This window comes from Paenibacillus sp. NPDC058177 (assembly GCF_042883835.1).
In the GTDB taxonomy this organism is placed as follows: Bacteria; Bacillota; Bacilli; order Paenibacillales; family Paenibacillaceae; genus Paenibacillus_AQ; species Paenibacillus_AQ agri.
In genome coordinates, this window is record NZ_JBHVVB010000003.1 from 392,655 (window position 1) to 408,771 (window position 16,117).

The following is a 16,117-nucleotide window of genomic DNA, read 5'->3' on the forward strand; positions in this document are numbered from 1 at the left end:
CTGGCGCATCAGCCCCGCCGCTCGACCATGTTACAGCCGCTGTTGCATGGTTAAATGTATTCGTTCCGTCAGCTTGGGTCGCGCCTGTCACCGGTACAGCTGTTCCGATGGTCAGATCGGTTGCAGCTATTGTATTTACCGCTGTCGTTGGCCAGGTTGTGACAATGGTTAGCGTATCGTTTATTTTAACCGTACTTGATACCGTTGCTGTAAATGTGCCTGCACCTAGATTGGTAATTCGGCTAGTTAAATCTTGCGCTCCGTTTTTCTCGTATGCATTAGCCGTTGCGTCAAACACATAACCTGTATCGGCTGTAAGTACATATTTCGTTTTATAAGCTGTACCTGACAAATAGGTTCCGCTTGCTGGCGCATCAGCCCCGCCGCTCGACCATGTTACAGCCGCTGTTGCATGGTTAAATGTATTCGTTCCGTCAGCTTGGGTCGCGCCTGTCACCGGTGCATCTGTCCCGATGGTCAGATCAGTTGCTGCTACCGTTGTAGTTCCTTTTTGTGGTAGTGCACTTACTTCGTTAGAGTAACCGATGGCGCCTGTAGCGTTGCTTGCTTGTACTGCAAAATAGTAAGTTGTTCCGTTCGTCAGTTCCACTGCCTTGTAGCTGTTGGTTGCTCCGCTGACGGTCGCAATTGGAATCGGGCCATAATGCCCCGTTGTCGTTCCCTGGTAAATATGATATTCAGCTGCTTCCGGCACACTGCTCCAGTTCAACGTCACCTGTCCGTTGCCAGCTGTCGCTGTCAGTTCAATCGGTGCAGCAGGCTGTCTCTCAACCTTCACGTTATACATTTGTTTCGATGTACCATCCTGCGCTATCACCTTGACTGTAATCGTGTTATCGCTCCCCACGTTCAAGTCAATTGCTCCCGATGCTGAACCACTCGTCACAGGCATACCATTTACGAATACTAATGAGCTGCTGTCGCTCACCGTTGGTGTTACCGTGATGCTGCTCACGCTGTTTGCTACGCTCGCCGTGTAGCTTTTCTCGCCCGGCACAAATGCCGGACTCAGTGTTCCGCTCGACAGCGTCAATTTGCTCAAGCTGGCATTGCTTGCTAGTCCCACCTTGCGAATCCGGTTATTACTGGAATCCGCGATATATACATTGTCATTTCTGTCTACAGCTACCCCATTCGGGTAATACAATTGGGCCGACGTCGCGGCTCCTCCGTCTCCTGAATAGCCAGCCTCCCCCGTGCCCGCCACCGTGCCCATGATACCGGTCAGCCTGTCTACTTTCCGAGTCCGGTGGTTCGTAGTATCGGCTATATATATATTACCGCTGCTGTCCACAGCTACGTCAGTCACGTTGCTCATGGTGGTTAGTGTCGCTGGTTGTCCATCTTCCGTAAAGCCAGTACCCCCTGTACCCGCCACCGTGCCCATGATACCCGTCAACTTATCTACTTTCCGAATCGTGTTGCTTCCATTCTCCGCTATATATAGATTATCGTCGCTGTCAAAAGCTACTCCTGACGGGAAGCTCAAGGGGGCCGAGGTCGCTGCTTCTCCGTCTCCTGAGTAGTCAGCAATCCCCGTGCCCGCCACCGTACTGATGATACCCGTCAACTTATCTACTTTCCGGATCCGCTGGTTATAATGATCCGCGATATACATATTTCCGTTGCTGTCAAAAGCTAGTTTCTCCGGGTAGTTCAACTGGGCCAATGTCGCCGCTTCTCCGTCTCCCGAATAGCCAACATCCCCCGTACCCACTACCGTGCTGATGATACCCGTCGATTGTTCTACTTTTCGAATCGTGTGGTTTCCAGTATCCGTTATATACAGATCTCCACTGCTGTCAATAGCTACTCCCATCGGTAAATTCAACTGTGCCGAGGTCGCCATTCCTCCGTCTCCCGAATAGCCAATAGTCCCCGTACCCGCGACCGTACTGATGTACCCCGTCGACTTGTCCACCTTCCGAACGACTGCGTTACTTCTATCCGCTATATACACATCCCCGTTGCTGTCTATAGTCAATCCACGTGGATCGTTCAACTGAGATGACGTCGCTGCCTCTCCATCTCCCGAATATCCGGCGGTCCCTGTGCCAGCTATTGTGCTGATCGTTGTACCCTCGCTTGCCGTGTAGGCAACAGGGGGCAAAGCTAGTAGCAAGGCTAACGACAAACTCATCATGCGCCTTATCATGCGCCTTTTCATGGGTGTTGTTCCTCCTAAAGTATGATTAATCATAGCAATTTTACTGGTTGTATTTTATCATGATAGTTTAGCCCATTAATGAAACTCAAAGAAAACTTTAAGTTCGCGCTAGACCTGTTCTTAACACTATAAGAATTAAGGAATGTCCTATCGTAATAGTGTATAAAAAAAGCGTCGTAAGGGAGATATCCCTACGACGCTTTTTTTAATGAATCCGATCTTAAGTTTAGTGGTAGCTGTGGCCACACTACCCACCTTAACACTATGTTCTCGCTTGCAGCGCCATTCTGGCAACCAGCATATATCCGGCCCCCCGCACCGTAATGATTCTCTCCGGATGGACAGGGTCAGCCTCGATTTTTTTACGCAAATTACTGATGTGTACAGCGACCGTTCTCGTATCCTCCAGACTCTCCATTCCCCAGATGATCTGAAACAACGTATCGACACTGACGACATTATTAACGTTTTGTGCCATATAGGACAGCAGACTGAACTCTTTTTTCGATAAAAAGACAGTTTTACTCTCTATGTTGACGGACTGTGCGTAGAAATCCAGCGTCAAACCCGGTAACTCCAGCAGTTGTTCCCTTCTGCCCGCCGACACTCTGCGAAGGTGAGCCTTGATCTTGGCCATGAGTACTCCCGGACTGAACGGCTTGGTCACATAATCGTCGCCGCCGTAGGATAATGCACTGATTTTCACCTCGTCTTCCTCACGACTGCTTAGAAACACGATCGGCGCATTCGTGTAGCTACGTGCGTTCATACACCAATCAATGCCGTTTTCATTAGCCAGCAATACATCCAGTACAATCAAATCCGGCTCGAACGATTCAAGCAGCTTCATGGCTTCTGCCCCGTTATGACTGTAGGAGGATATGTAACCCTCTCTCTCGCAATACACCTGAACAATCTCGCATATATGGGGATCATCATCGACGATCATTATTTTGTAAGTGTCCACCACACCGTCACCTTCTTTCATCTTCAATACAAGGAAGTGATACGTAGAATACCGCCCCCGTCTTGCCGTCACTCTCTGCTTGAACCGTCCCTCCATGCGCTTGTACAATTTCCCGGCAAATCGCCAGCCCGAGCCCGCTACCCTCTATACCATTCTCCACTCCCGGCCGATCATACTTGTAATTACGATCAAAGATTTGCTCCAGCTGATCTGGAGGAATGCCCGTGCCAGAGTCTTCTACGCTAATTATCGCATAGCGGGTATCTTTCACCTTGTCCACAGCTAGCGCAATACGCACCACCCCACCTCTAGGGGTGAACTTCATTGCGTTCGACACTAGATTGAACAACGCCTGATCCAGTCTTTGCGCATCCATCTTTACAACAGGCAAGCTTTGTCCTTGATCTTCCACATCTCCGATATCCAGCATGAAATCCAACCCTGCGTCAAGCACAACCAGCTCATATTGTTCATAGAATTGGCGCAAGAAGTGAATCACATGAACCGGCTCCATTCGGTACGAGACTTGTCCTGTCTCCAAATGTGACAAGAAGGACAACTCCTCGATCATACGGTTAACCCTTATCGTGTTATCCCGGATATATTTCAGGTACTGTTCATTACGTTCCGGCTTGATCCTGTCCTGCACAGCTTCTACATACCCAAGCATGCTGGACAACGGCATACGCAGATCGTGTGTAATATAGGCGAGAAGCTTTTTTCTCCCTTGCTCGGAGCGAAGTAACCGTTCGTATGAAGTGCGAAGACCATCATGAGCTTCGGATAAGGCAGTTGTGCGTTCCTGCACGGTCCGTTCCAAATTCATATTCATTTCGGTCAGCTTGTTGTTAGCATCCAGCAGCTCACGTGCAATCCTCTCTTCGTTTGATGCCGCCCTCGTAAATCTTGAAGAAAGCAGCATCATCTGTGCAATCGTAAAAATCAACAGACCAACAGGAGATGTATTTCCGATTAGTGACCATTCGTTATAATATAAAAAATCGTTGATGACAGTAGCCAAAGCAACCACCGATACCAGCAGGAAGATCAGCGCTCCCTCCATACGCCGCATAGCCACCCGGGCCAGTCCAACCATCAGATAAACCATATGCAGAACAATCATGACACCGATCAGCAGTAATAATTTTGTATATATAAGTGCAGGGGCCACCACAATAATTATACAGAATGCGCCGGTGGGGATTCGCGTGCTAAGATGAAACCAACGCGACACATAATTGGGAAAAATGCAATCAAAGTACATCGTGATGATATAAGTACTGCTGCAAAGAATCAGGTACTCCATCTTGAACTGCAGTTCCCACGGAATAGCTGGCCACAATTGTGTGATCAATAGCTCGCCAACCAGCAAGGATCGGATACCAAACAACAGGGTGAACAGACCAAAATACAATGTCGCCCTGTCTTTGAGTCGCAGGGCGAACAACAGCAGGTGATACACGCCAATCACTAGCAGGCTTGCAGTTACGAACATCTCGGCAGCAATTCTCAGATTGGTCTTGACCGTTAACACATCACTGCCGCCCAGCTCTATATACTTGGTGATGCCGCCTCGGGCATGATGGAAGTTGGCGACTTGCATTACAAGCTCTACCCTGTCATTCTCGGGCTGGAAGAACACCATCTTCGTTGCCAGATGCGGTGTCACGCTGCTCTTATCCTGACCAACCACACCAACTTCCGCCAGTAACTCGCCATTAACCCATAATTTATATGCATGAAAGATGGTAGGCAGCCGCAGAGCAAGCCGCTCATTCCTATCCTGCTCGCTAAGCTTTATGACCAACCGAAAGGTTGCAAAGCCTGTACCGTCCAGCTGCTGACCATCTAACTGATACCCTAGCCAGGAGCTCGGGATGCTGATCCAGCGGTCATGATTTCCGTCCCTTGCTAAGCGATTCTGTATTTCCTCAGGCGACAATAGCTCTTTCCAATAGAACGTCCACTCCCCTGCTAACTTTACCGGATTCTCACTTACATGAACCTGCGTTAAATTCAGAATGCCTTTTTCACTTTTAAGCTTAGGGGAATCCGGAGCAGAGATGACGGCATAGCTTACAACCAAACCAACAACAACGGCAGCAGCTATATAAAATAAGATAGTACGAGAACTAACTCGGAGAATACCCCTCATTATGAAACCGACCCCAATCTACAAGATGCCCGACAAGTTAGTTCATTATCTAAACAATAACATCATTAAAGGGAAACATCTTTCTTTGAAAATGATATGGTTATATTTCTACGAAATTCGACAAATATCCTGCAATTTACTTGCAATCTTCTTCAAATTCGGTGAAAGTGACCCATAGGTAAAGAAAAATCCTTTACAATGGAATGGAAGGTAGTACCTGTCCATAATCCATAGAAAAGGATTAGCGCATGGATAATAATACTTGTATCGCCGCAAGCTCTCCGATGTCCTTGTAGAGGAAATATAATAATTATGTTCTCTAATCTCCCTGTTATATTATCACATTAGGAATACAAGTTGTGCTCAATCAACCACTGATGAAATCCTGTCTGTAATCGGTTAATCACTAGGCATAGCCGCCACCTGATCATTCCCATACCCCCATGCAACCACAGAAGCACCATCCCGCCCCTGCCCGGCATGCCAGGTCCGGATAGAGCAAATATACAGAGTTGTCTCTTACAGAGAACCACCACAAATAGTTCTCCTTGCGGACGCACAGCAGACATGCCGTTTCACCCTCCACTTGCTGGCATTGGCTTCTAAAAGCTTCCGACTTGAACACAGACAACAAGAAGTCCTCTAATGTTTTAAAAGTTTGGTGGATGGGCAGGGACAAACTGTTAATAATCTCGCTAAATTTGCGATCTATCGTCTTCATCAGCAGCTCTGCACTTTCCGCTGTCTTATGGGCATCCAGAAGCATAACAAACTCCCAGCCGCCATTCGGGTCCCCCTTAATGGTATATCTAGTTTTGTCCATGTTGTTTTCATGAATCAACTTCTATCACTTCTTTTCTCACCTTCTTTTCCGCTTCTTTATATAAGAAAGAGATCGAACTACATAATATAATCACAAAAAAAGCGATACCGTATAAACTTGAGAACGACTTAGAGATCTTATTCTGCGAGTACTGCTGAACAATTTCACTTGATCATCGTCAGTGCCATCTGAATGGCATTATCAGCAAAAGAGCGCTCCGGGCGCGCCTTCATCATCACCGTAAGCCCGATCAGCGTGATAACCAGCCCTTGTGCCAGGGCTTTTATATTGGTATCACCCGCCAGTTCGCCTGAGTGTACGCCCTGTTCTATTTTTTCCTGAAAAATCGTAGCCAGGTACATCTGATGTTCCCGCGTCAGAATCTCGAATTTCTCGTCATGGGGAGCAAGCTCCACCATCGTATTAATACAAAAACATCCCTTGCTGGGCCCTATTGCGTATTCCTCTTCCACGATCCCTTCGAGCAAGAAACGAAAAGATTCCTTGACCGTTTTCCCCTTTTGCAGCTTGGACCGGATATCGGATGCATGAAGCTGGGTATATTTCCGCAGCGCAGTTTCGAATAACTGCTTCTTGTCCCCAAACGCCGCGTATAGACTGGGGCGCTGAATACCCATTTCAAAAGTCAAATCATTTAAAGAAGACGCTTCGAACCCCTTCTCCCAAAACACCGTCATCGCCGCATCCAGCGCCTTCCCTTCATCAAATTCCCGCTGTCGAACCATATTCATCAACTCTTTTCATATCGTTCAGTATGTTATAATTTTAAAGTTTTAGATAAGGGTTGTCAAATTGAAGTGATTTACACAGTAAGAAACAGAGCAACCCCAATAAAACTGCTACTAATTATTTTGACACTCCCTTTTAAGACAATTTAAATTTTACTGGATTCTTTTCATACTATTCAGTATATTATACTAATCAGTATAAATTAAAAAAGGAGAGATACTCTGTGAACAATCACATCTCTGATTCACAAATCCCCATGGCTGCCGATCATACTACCCCCTTACCTTCACACCTTCCGGCATCGGGGATGTCCCGCTCTGTAGCCTTGTTATTCGCCATCGCCTGTGGGCTAGCTGTCTCTAACATCTATTATGCCCAGCCGCTGCTGGACACCCTGGCGAGTGAATTCTCCATCTCCCATGCTTCTATTGGAGTGGTTATCACCATTACCCAAATTTGCTATGCTCTTGGGCTGCTGCTGTTAGTTCCATTGGGGGATCTGCTGAACAGACGCAAGCTCATTGTAAGCCAGATGACTTTATCTGTATTGGCTCTTATCATCGTAGGATTCGCGCCTGGGATTAATGTACTCTTCATCGGCCTGGCCTTTGTTGGCCTGCTTGCCGTTGTGACACAAGTGCTTGTCGCCTTCGCGGCGACTCTGGCCGCTCCCGCTGAACGTGGCCGCATCGTCGGCCTTGTCACCAGCGGGATTGTCATCGGCATTCTGCTTGCACGTACGGTCGCAGGTGTGCTGACCGACCTTGCGGGCTGGCGTTCTGTCTACCTGTTCTCCGCCGGAATGATGGCCATTATTGCGTTGATCCTGCTGCGGATCTTGCCTTCAGAACAGAAACGCGCGTCATTATCGTATCCGCAGCTGCTGCGCTCGGTTCTCGCGCTATTCGTGCAGGAGCGGATCCTGCGGGTCCGCGCGGTGCTTGCTCTGCTGATCTTTATGGCGTTCAGCATCTTGTGGACCTCTCTGGTGCTGCCGCTCAGCGCGCCGCCCTTCTCCCTATCGCACACGGCCATCGGTGCCTTTGGCCTGGCCGGGGTCGCCGGTGCCCTCGCAGCAGCTCGGGCCGGGGTACTGGCCGACCGGGGATTCGGCCAGCGTACCACCGGGCTAGCGCTTATTCTACTGCTAGCCTCGTGGGCGCTAATTTCACTGCTGCACTACTCACTGCTCGCACTGCTAGGTGGTATTATACTTCTGGACTTGGCTGTTCAGGCCGTGCATGTTACCAACCAGAGCCTGATTTTCAACGTAAGACCCGAAGCCCGGAGCCGTCTCACCGCCGCATACATGATCTTTTATTCTATAGGAAGTGCTTCCGGCTCCCTCGCTTCGACCTATGCATATGCCCACGGTGGCTGGAATGCGGTGTGCCTGCTGGGCGCCACTGTCAGCGCCGCAGCCCTTCTATTCTGGGCACTGACCCGACGGGGTTGAAAATCCTGAAGGGGAGAACATTCTCACTTCACTACAAACTAAGCAGTTCCCATCCGGGGGCTGCTTTTTCATGATATCTCGCCTTTTTTCATGCTCTATCATGATTATTTACCCCTCTTCATCACGTTTTCCCACAGCATCCCCGTCTTTCTGCGGGAGCCTTCCCCGCCTTAGGTCGAGTGCATAAAACCGTCCTCAGGCTGTTTTGCGAACCTTCAAAAGATCCTACAATAAGTACATAAGCAAGCCGGTTAAACAAATTCAAATAAAACTCACCCAGGAGAGGAAGATATAGCATGACAAAATTATACCGTTCCAGAAATGATAAGAAACTTAGTGGTCTGTGTGGAGGAATAGCCCAATGGCTTGGCATCGATGCGACAATCCTCCGGGTGATTACGGTAGTGGGTGCATTCTTCAGCTTTGGCACAGTCGCTCTGCTGTACATCATCTTGAGTATTCTGGTTCCCCAAGAGCCGTATGGCAACTTTTCTGATAAACACGATTTCTATTAATCCACTGTTGCCCTGTTCCTGTGAACCCAACCTAATTATGAGGAGAGATTACTTATGAGTATCCTGAATAGAATTGCAACCCTGACTAAAGCCGCCCTGAACGAAGGCCTGAACAAACTGGAGAATCCCATCCTGTTGACTGGACAATACCTGCGCGATCTTGAGGAAGAAATTGAAACCGCAGAACGTAATGAACGTGATCTGCAAGTCGCCGCGACCGTGCTGGAGCGTCGTAAGCAAGAGTACACGAAACTAGTAGAACAAAGTGAATCCGAGGCCCTTAATGCTATGGCCCAAGGCAATGAAGAAGCAGCGCGCCTGGCTGTGGTAGCCAAACTGCGGTACACCGAAAGTATTCAAGAATGTGTATCCGGTCTAGAGGAGACCCGGCAAACGCTGGCTACACTCGAAACCAACATCACCAGAGCCAAAGAAGAACGCACTCGCCTGAAGGCCAAAAGAGCCGAACTCGCAGAACGTGCCCGCAAAGCATCGGAGACCATCCAATCCGCTCCCCGCAGCAATAGCGGCAGTGCCAATGACTATGGCAAATATGGCTTGAATGCTACTAACACGGCTTCCCGTGGATTCGAGCGTATGGAGGAGAAAATTAACGAGTGGGAAGTGCTGGCAGAACAATCCGGCCACATTGCCCGCCCTGCAGTAGATCCCAAGCTGAGCCAAGCCGTAGACCTCGAACTGGAACGTCTACGCAGTCAAAAGAACAACGGGAAATAAGGCCACAGTCAACTTAATACAGGCAGCTCCATCCGATATTACAAACGAACCCCCACCGATCCAACTTCGGACTGGTGGGGGTTCGTTCCGTTTTTATATACTCCCTATATTACTGTTGGAGCCTCACTGTTGGAGCCAAATCTCACTTTCGGCTTATGCTTAACTTGCCCATTCATCCCGCCTAGATCCAAGACGATATGCAGCAGCGCTTCATCTGCGTTTCATACTCCGGATTATCTGCTTGTCCTCTGAGCTGACACGGTAAGATTCCGTAATTTTTTGCAGTGTTTTATTGAATGTAAAATCATCAAGGAGGTTATGCTTCAGATACTTCATTACCCGCTCTGGATGTTTGACATAACAAACAGATAACGCCCAGGCCACAGCCATTTTGACATAATATCCTTCATGCTTGATTACATCCAGTTTCGCTAATACCCGATCCATATCATCCGCTTCGACATAAAAATTCAATAACATAACCACTGCAAACCGGATCTCATATTCCTGATCGGATGCCAGATAAGTCTGGAGAAAGTCCCATACCCGGTCACGATGTCTGCTGGTGAACTTCAGTCCGATGCAGAAGCTGTCGCACACTGACCAGTTATCAATCTTGGGTACAAAAGCGGCGATATACTTCAATATTTCTTCGATATCTGCATTCTTGATGCTTGACGCGTAACCAATGACCATGCCCAGCAGCATGATTTCCTCGAAGTATTCGCTATCAGCCTGCTCTAGATAGGCCCGCCATTCTCCCCGTGCAATCCCTTTTGCCAACTTACGAAGCTCGGGTAACCGAACACCCAAGATGTTGGATACATTCGGGATAAGCCCGGCAGAGAATTTTTGATAATCCGCATCGGTTAATAATAACAGCTGCTCCCTTATGGTTTTATCCATGTTGAATAATCTCTTTCCTTCCTTCATAACATTTCTTGCATTTTCAATGCGCATCTATTCAAAAGAAAGCTCCCACAAGTAGATCGACGCTACAGAACCCCAAGGAGAATAGCTCTGACGGTACTGCTCAAATTGCTCCCGGGTGAGTGAATCCAGTCCGTACAGCTTCATCATGCCGCGCCTTATAGCGATATCCCCCCAGCTTACGATATCCGGGCGTTCCATGGAATTGATCAGCAGCATCTCTGCTGTCCATCGGCCAATTCCAGGCAATGCCGTTAGTCTGGCGATGACTTCCTGATCCGAGAGTTCACGCAGACTTTCCAAATCGAGCTCCCTCTTCGCCACAGTACGGGCAATTGCCTCGATACAGCGGGCTTTTTTCATCGTCATGCCACAGTGCTGAATATCATCTGCCGTATATAGAAGCAAATTCTGCGGAGTAATCTCACCAAGCTGTTCCTGCATTCTTCCCCAGACTGTAGCTGCCGCCTTCACTGAGATTAATTGCCCTACGATGGCATGAACCAGCGCAGCGAACAAATCCGGAATAATGATCCGTTCCACCCGGCCAAGCCGCTGCATTGCTGCTCCAAGTGTGATATCGGCTTGCCCCAGTGCCTCTATTTGTTCATCCCTATATTCGAAAATTTTGGTCACAACCGTTCCCACCGGCATTCCTCCAGTAAGTCCTTGCGTTCGCTTTGAATGGCTTGCAGCACTACTATACCTTAAAACCACCATTCCTGCTGATGCACTGGAATAAGAGAGCAAGATAACAAAACTAATAGCTGTATAGAACGCATTAAAAAAACATAACCAAGAGAAAAGAAAGCTTATATAAGAAGGAACAAAGTGTAATTAGCGGCATTTTCGTACCTTAAATCCACCGTAGCTAAGGGGTATTGAAGATTAAGTGCAATATTGTACCTTAAATCTTCCAGGATACCCCGTCCAGCGTGATTTTTCGAAAAATAAGATACAATAATGCCCTTATTTCCCTCATTTGACTATATTAAAGAAAAATAAGGTACAAAATTGCCGTTAGTTGCGAGGTGGTTCCTCTTTTTCACTGAATAAATGGTTAGTTAGAGAGGTGGCCCTCTTTTCACTGTTAAAACGGTTAGTTGGGGGCGGTACCCCCTTTTTTCATTGTTAAGACAACTGGTGAAGGGGGATATCCCGCTTCTACGCTTCTAGCGCTTGAAATCTGTCGACAGGTTATGTTCCAGTGCCTAGTTTTCCTGTGGAAAGCATTCAGGCGAGCGTTTTGCGTCTGCGGTTCCAAACTTCCCCGTTCGCCCATCTTCACTTTTTGTTAATTTCTTTTGTTCGGCTTAGATAGACTCATTATTTTGCAGATTAAGGATTTCTCCCACCAAAATAATTAATAAGTTCTTCGTTAACACGATCTGCCTGCTCATGATTTATACCATGTCCTGCATTTGGAATGATCTTATATGTGATCTTGTTTCTTTCAAGCTCCTCAATTGCTCCTGGATAATTGGATAACCGATCAAACTCCCCAATTAAATAAATCGCTTTCTCTTTCAAGATTGAAAGTTCATTCGTTGTAAATTTTCTGTATTTATGAAACATCATAGACCTGTTGTTAAAATATTTAAGTAAGTATGTCCAGTGAGACATTAACTCCTCGTTCTCTTCAAATACAATTGAAGTATTAGGTGCGCATAGCTTTCTGAGCAGTTTTCTTGTTGTTCTGTCAGACGACGGCAGTAAAGCCTCTGGTAGAAAAAGCATCATCATCTTTAGCATGCTCACCTTGATTCCACCCGCTAGCCCGACCATCTTATTGACCTTAGAAGGATTGGTGATTGTATAGTAACTGGCTAGATAAGCCCCATTGGAAACACCAGCGATGTTAATGGAATCAAACTTTAAATGCTGTAGTATTTGGTCAATCCATATCGCCTGATCAAAGTTTTTATTATAGTTAGTGTTAGGTTTACTTTTGCCTGGTCCTCCAATTGTATCGACAGCAATAACGTAAAAATGCTTCGAGAGTTCAGAAATGTTATAAATCCACATCAACGCAGAATTATCCCCTACGCCATGAAAGAGCAGCAACGGAGGATGAATAGACTGACCGGCAGTAATGATATGAGTTTGACCGTAACTAGTAGGGACATCCTTTTCTTGAACAGGTATTCCCCATTGATCGAGCAGTCTTTGATATGATTTGTATACTAATACTTTACCTTCATCTTTTTTAAATGGATTTACTACCATGCTTTATACCATCCCTTTTAGAGCAAAGAAGCGCTCGCTATTATGTAGGCCTGATGAAACGTTCTCTTATTAATCCATTAAATACTTGGCAATTAAATAATACCTAATAATGGTTTTAAATTATATTTTTATACATTTAATCATATCATCTTCAAGACAGACACCCCAACATATATTGTGTCAAAATAAAACGCCGATCCGCCCCATCGGGTTGCCTTAATCGTCTCTGTAAATACGCAAGGGCAAAGCGGCAAATATGCCACCTCGCCCGAACAAAATCAAAAAAAGCCATGGTCGCCTCTGCAAAAGCAGAGCGCCATGACTTTTTTTATTAGATGCTGCCTGCGGTTTCCGAAGCCTTCACATACCGGTTCTCCGGTACCGGCAGTCCGAGGTTGCCACGCAGTGTGTCACTCTCGTATTCTGTACGGAACAGTCCACGCTCTTGCAGGATCGGCACGACCCGTTCCACAAATTGCTCCAGCCCGCCCGGTACAGATTCCGCGATCATAAAGCCATCTGCCGCTTCCGACTCGAACCAGGTCTGAATCTGATTCGCTACCTGTTCCGGCGTACCGATGAAGCTCGTACGCGGCGTAGCCGATTGCAGAGCCACTTGACGCAAGGTCAGGCCTTGCTCCTTGGCATCCTTCTTGATCTTGTCAGTCCCGCTCTGGAAGCTGTTTCTGCCCAGATCACCCAGTTCAGGGAACGGCTCATCCAGCGGATATTGGGAGAAATCATGATGCTCGAAGAATCGTCCCAAATAGTTGAGCGCATTCTCAATCGTTACCAGGCCAGCAACCTCCTGATATTTGCGCTCCGCTTCCTCCTCCGTATCACCAATGATTGGCCCGATCCCTGGGAAGATCAACACTTCGTCCGGATTGCGTCCGGATGCTGCCACGCGGGCTTTGACATCACGATAGAATTCCTGTGCGGATTCTATTGTATCATGGCCTGTGAACACCGCGTCCGCTTCCTGCGAGGCATAGTTCCGGCCAACCTCAGACGAGCCTGCCTGGAAAATGACCGGCTGCCCCTGCTTGGAGCGGGCAATATTAAGCGGCCCTTTTACGGAGAAGAACTCTCCCTCGTGGTTCAAGGTGTGCACCTTCTCCGGATCAAAGAAGACGCCGGATTCCTTATCGCGGACAAAAGCATCATCCTCCCAGGAATCCCATAGTCCGCGAGTGACTTCCAGATATTCCGTAGCAATCCGATACCGTTTGCTGTGGTCTGGATGCTCTTTTTTACCATAGTTCAGGGCGGAGCCTTCCAGTGGAGAGGTTACCACGTTCCAACCTGCGCGGCCACCGCTGATCACATCCAGCGATCCAAACTGACGGGCAACAGTGAACGGCTCGCTGTAGGAGGTGGACAAGGTGCCTACCAGCCCAATGTTGGTGCTGACGGCAGCCAATGCGCTGAGAATGGTCAACGGCTCGAAACGGTTCAGGAAATGCGGAATAGATTTCTCATTGATATACAGACCATCTGCGATAAAAATCAGATCCAGCTTACCTTCCTCGGCCTTCTGTACCCACGACTTGTAAAGCTCAAAATTCACGCTGGCATCCGGTTTGGCATCAGGATGACGCCACGTAGAAGTGCTTCCCCCTACTCCGTGCAGCAAGGCTCCCAGTTTCAATTGTTTTGACTTCGCCATATTCTCTCTCCTCCTAAAAATGTAGTGTGCAGAGCGCTAACCGTTACTGGTTTAAGATACCGCCGCTGCGGCGGCTCCCTTTTTAATCCGCTCAATCTGACCCAAATGCGTCTGAACATGGTTAGTAAAGCTGGTTACGATATCAACGATCCGCACCTTGTCGCCTTTGAAATTAATGCCACTTTTCTCCCACTCTTCTGCACTAAGCCGTCCAAATAGAAGACTGTTATACTGCAAAAGGCTACGGAAAAGCTCCAAACTATCTCCGGCACTGCCCGCATTGGCATGCTGGCCACTTACCCATGCATCCTGCCCGAATGCCGGGAGTTGCACCTTCGTATCGGCCAGAATGTCACGAATACGGAAAGAGATAACGATACTATGATCCGCCAGATGGGCCAGAACTTCTGTCACGCTCCAACTCTTCGGCTCAGCCTTCCATTTCAACTGTTCCTCGGTCAGACCTTCTATTGCTTGAACCAATTGCTGATGAGTGTTCAGGTAACCCTCTATATTCACAATGCTCATTATGTCCCCTCCAAAATAACATTGTCTTCCGGTTTCTTTCGCGTATCAAAACGCGATAACGAAAACGGTTTGATCTCATGGCGCGAACGCCCATCGATAGCGAGGTCTGCCAAAATTTCGCCGACCACACTGGAAAATTTGAAACCATGTCCCGAAAAGCCTCCGGCTAGCAGCACATGGCTGTGCAGCGGATGCCTGTCGATAATAAAATCCTCATCCGGCGAATGCTCATACTTGCATACCGCCCCTTTAAGCAGCCTTCCGGCTGCACCCGGCATATACTTCTCCAGCACGCGGCGCAGATCACCTTCATCGCTGTCCTCACTGCCGAAGGGCAATAATGGCTCTCCCGGCTTCCATGTCAGCCCGGTATCATGCCGGCCAATCTTGAGTCCGGCACCGCCGATACTCGGAAAACCATAAAAGCCGCCTTCAGTCGTACCCAACGTGAAGCCCGGGAAGGTTCCGGCATCAAAAGCCGGTGTACTTTCGAACCAGCCAACCACCTTGCGAACCGCCCGGATCGGCAGATGGATAAAGGGCGACAACGACTGAAACCAGGCTCCAGCGCTAAGAATCACGCTGGCTCCGTGAAAGTCGCCATCCTTCGTATGGACGGTGACGCCACCTTCCGTGGCAGTCACATCCAGCACAGGTGTATTCACCAGCAGCTTCGCACCATGGGCCAATGCAAGCTGGCGATACGCAGTAATACAGCGTTCGCTATATAAATATCCTGCATCCGGTTCATACATGGCCTCGAAATGATCCGGTATCGTAAGTCCCGGCCAGCGGCGGGTAATTTCCTCCGCAGCAAGCCGTTCAACTCTCACCCTTCGCTGCTCCGCTTCATGAAGCCGGTCGCTGAAGGAATAGACAGAAGTGTCCGCGAGATTCAACACGCCGGACCTTACCAGCAGCTCCGTTCCGCTCTCTGCTTCTGCCTCTTCCCATAGCGTCTGCGCCCGGAGCGCAAGATCAATATAAGCAGGGTCTCCGCTATAAGCATGCCGGATCAATCGCGGCTCGCCATGATGGCTGCCCTCGGTATGCGGCGGATCGAACGCGTCAATCAAAAGCGTTTTAACACCTCTGCGGGCCAAATGATAACCGGCGCTCATTCCCATGGAGCCGGCGCCAACGATGATCACATCGTAGATCGGGCCACTCAT

The 16,117-nt window shown here is 48.3% G+C and carries 14 protein-coding genes; 3 read left to right on the forward strand and 11 right to left on the reverse strand.

Annotation, left to right across the window (positions count from 1 at the left end):
• The 5 genes from ACFVU8_RS15680 to ACFVU8_RS15700 form a co-directional block, all read right to left on the reverse strand.
• Window positions 1-2,188, reverse strand: a 2,188-nt coding sequence (locus ACFVU8_RS15680; protein ID WP_387428326.1) for an NHL domain-containing protein, incomplete at its 3' end; no start/stop codon positions are given.
• Window positions 2,189-2,450: 262 nt separating this feature from the next.
• Window positions 2,451-3,155 carry a response regulator transcription factor gene (locus ACFVU8_RS15685; RefSeq protein ID WP_387428328.1) on the reverse strand — a complete coding sequence of 235 codons (705 nt, stop codon included), beginning with the start codon at window positions 3,153-3,155 and terminating at the stop codon, window positions 2,451-2,453.
• 7 nt (window positions 3,156-3,162) lie between these two features.
• Entirely contained in the window at window positions 3,163-5,310 is a 2,148-nt protein-coding gene (locus ACFVU8_RS15690) for a sensor histidine kinase (RefSeq protein ID WP_387428330.1), read from the reverse strand.
• A gap of 427 nt (window positions 5,311-5,737) precedes the next feature.
• Complete coding sequence (locus tag ACFVU8_RS15695) at window positions 5,738-6,133, reverse strand: PP2C family serine/threonine-protein phosphatase (RefSeq protein ID WP_387428332.1); 396 nt, start codon at window positions 6,131-6,133, stop codon at window positions 5,738-5,740.
• A 164-nt stretch (window positions 6,134-6,297) separates the two neighbouring features.
• The gene (locus ACFVU8_RS15700; protein ID WP_387428334.1) at window positions 6,298-6,879 is read right to left on the reverse strand and encodes a TetR/AcrR family transcriptional regulator; all 582 of its coding nucleotides are present in this window, start codon (window positions 6,877-6,879) and stop codon (window positions 6,298-6,300) included.
• 260 nt (window positions 6,880-7,139) lie between these two features.
• Here ACFVU8_RS15700 and ACFVU8_RS15705 point away from each other — a divergent pair, with 260 nt between their 5' ends.
• The 3 genes from ACFVU8_RS15705 (at window position 7,140) to ACFVU8_RS15715 (ending at window position 9,592) form a co-directional block, all read left to right on the forward strand.
• Window positions 7,140-8,339, forward strand: coding sequence for an MFS transporter (locus tag ACFVU8_RS15705; RefSeq protein ID WP_379465538.1), 1,200 nt, complete (start codon window positions 7,140-7,142; stop codon window positions 8,337-8,339).
• A 296-nt stretch (window positions 8,340-8,635) separates the two neighbouring features.
• The gene (locus ACFVU8_RS15710) at window positions 8,636-8,854 is read left to right on the forward strand and encodes a PspC domain-containing protein (protein ID WP_379465285.1); all 219 of its coding nucleotides are present in this window, start codon (window positions 8,636-8,638) and stop codon (window positions 8,852-8,854) included.
• 54 nt (window positions 8,855-8,908) lie between these two features.
• A complete protein-coding gene (locus ACFVU8_RS15715) occupies window positions 8,909-9,592 on the forward strand; it encodes a PspA/IM30 family protein (protein ID WP_387428336.1) in 684 nt (227 codons plus the stop codon).
• Window positions 9,593-9,802: 210 nt separating this feature from the next.
• Here ACFVU8_RS15715 and ACFVU8_RS15720 read toward each other — a convergent pair whose 3' ends face one another.
• From ACFVU8_RS15720 to solA, 6 genes are all read right to left on the reverse strand, one after another.
• Window positions 9,803-10,498: a DNA alkylation repair protein gene (locus ACFVU8_RS15720; RefSeq protein WP_387428338.1), complete on the reverse strand. Its 696-nt coding sequence runs from the start codon at window positions 10,496-10,498 to the stop codon at window positions 9,803-9,805.
• Window positions 10,499-10,552: 54 nt separating this feature from the next.
• Window positions 10,553-11,170 carry a DNA-3-methyladenine glycosylase family protein gene (locus ACFVU8_RS15725; protein WP_387428340.1) on the reverse strand — a complete coding sequence of 206 codons (618 nt, stop codon included), beginning with the start codon at window positions 11,168-11,170 and terminating at the stop codon, window positions 10,553-10,555.
• 690 nt (window positions 11,171-11,860) lie between these two features.
• On the reverse strand, window positions 11,861-12,748 hold the full coding sequence (locus tag ACFVU8_RS15730; protein WP_387428341.1) for an alpha/beta fold hydrolase: 888 nt from the start codon (window positions 12,746-12,748) through the stop codon (window positions 11,861-11,863).
• A 331-nt stretch (window positions 12,749-13,079) separates the two neighbouring features.
• A complete protein-coding gene (locus tag ACFVU8_RS15735; RefSeq protein ID WP_387428343.1) occupies window positions 13,080-14,417 on the reverse strand; it encodes an LLM class flavin-dependent oxidoreductase in 1,338 nt (445 codons plus the stop codon).
• Between the two features lie 51 nt (window positions 14,418-14,468).
• The gene (locus ACFVU8_RS15740) at window positions 14,469-14,945 is read right to left on the reverse strand and encodes a DinB family protein (protein ID WP_379465296.1); all 477 of its coding nucleotides are present in this window, start codon (window positions 14,943-14,945) and stop codon (window positions 14,469-14,471) included.
• Complete coding sequence (gene solA, locus ACFVU8_RS15745; RefSeq protein WP_387428344.1) at window positions 14,945-16,117, reverse strand: N-methyl-L-tryptophan oxidase; 1,173 nt, start codon at window positions 16,115-16,117, stop codon at window positions 14,945-14,947. The genes ACFVU8_RS15740 and solA overlap by 1 nt, the downstream gene beginning before the upstream one ends.

Excerpts from the sequence above, each read along its gene's own strand:
- ACFVU8_RS15740 (WP_379465296.1), bottom strand. The coding sequence starts at position 14,945 with ATGAGCATTGTGAATATAGAGGGTTACCTGAACACTCATCAGCAATTG.
- solA (WP_387428344.1), bottom strand. The coding sequence starts at position 16,117 with ATGAGTGGCCCGATCTACGATGTGATCATCGTTGGCGCCGGCTCCATG.
- ACFVU8_RS15695 (WP_387428332.1), bottom strand. The coding sequence starts at position 6,133 with ATGGACAAAACTAGATATACCATTAAGGGGGACCCGAATGGCGGCTGG.
- ACFVU8_RS15730 (WP_387428341.1), bottom strand. The coding sequence starts at position 12,748 with ATGGTAGTAAATCCATTTAAAAAAGATGAAGGTAAAGTATTAGTATAC.
- ACFVU8_RS15690 (WP_387428330.1), bottom strand. The coding sequence starts at position 5,310 with ATGAGGGGTATTCTCCGAGTTAGTTCTCGTACTATCTTATTTTATATA.
- ACFVU8_RS15710 (WP_379465285.1), top strand. The coding sequence starts at position 8,636 with ATGACAAAATTATACCGTTCCAGAAATGATAAGAAACTTAGTGGTCTG.
- ACFVU8_RS15705 (WP_379465538.1), top strand. The coding sequence starts at position 7,140 with ATGGCTGCCGATCATACTACCCCCTTACCTTCACACCTTCCGGCATCG.
- ACFVU8_RS15735 (WP_387428343.1), bottom strand. The coding sequence starts at position 14,417 with ATGGCGAAGTCAAAACAATTGAAACTGGGAGCCTTGCTGCACGGAGTA.
- ACFVU8_RS15700 (WP_387428334.1), bottom strand. The coding sequence starts at position 6,879 with ATGGTTCGACAGCGGGAATTTGATGAAGGGAAGGCGCTGGATGCGGCG.
- ACFVU8_RS15720 (WP_387428338.1), bottom strand. The coding sequence starts at position 10,498 with ATGGATAAAACCATAAGGGAGCAGCTGTTATTATTAACCGATGCGGAT.
- ACFVU8_RS15715 (WP_387428336.1), top strand. The coding sequence starts at position 8,909 with ATGAGTATCCTGAATAGAATTGCAACCCTGACTAAAGCCGCCCTGAAC.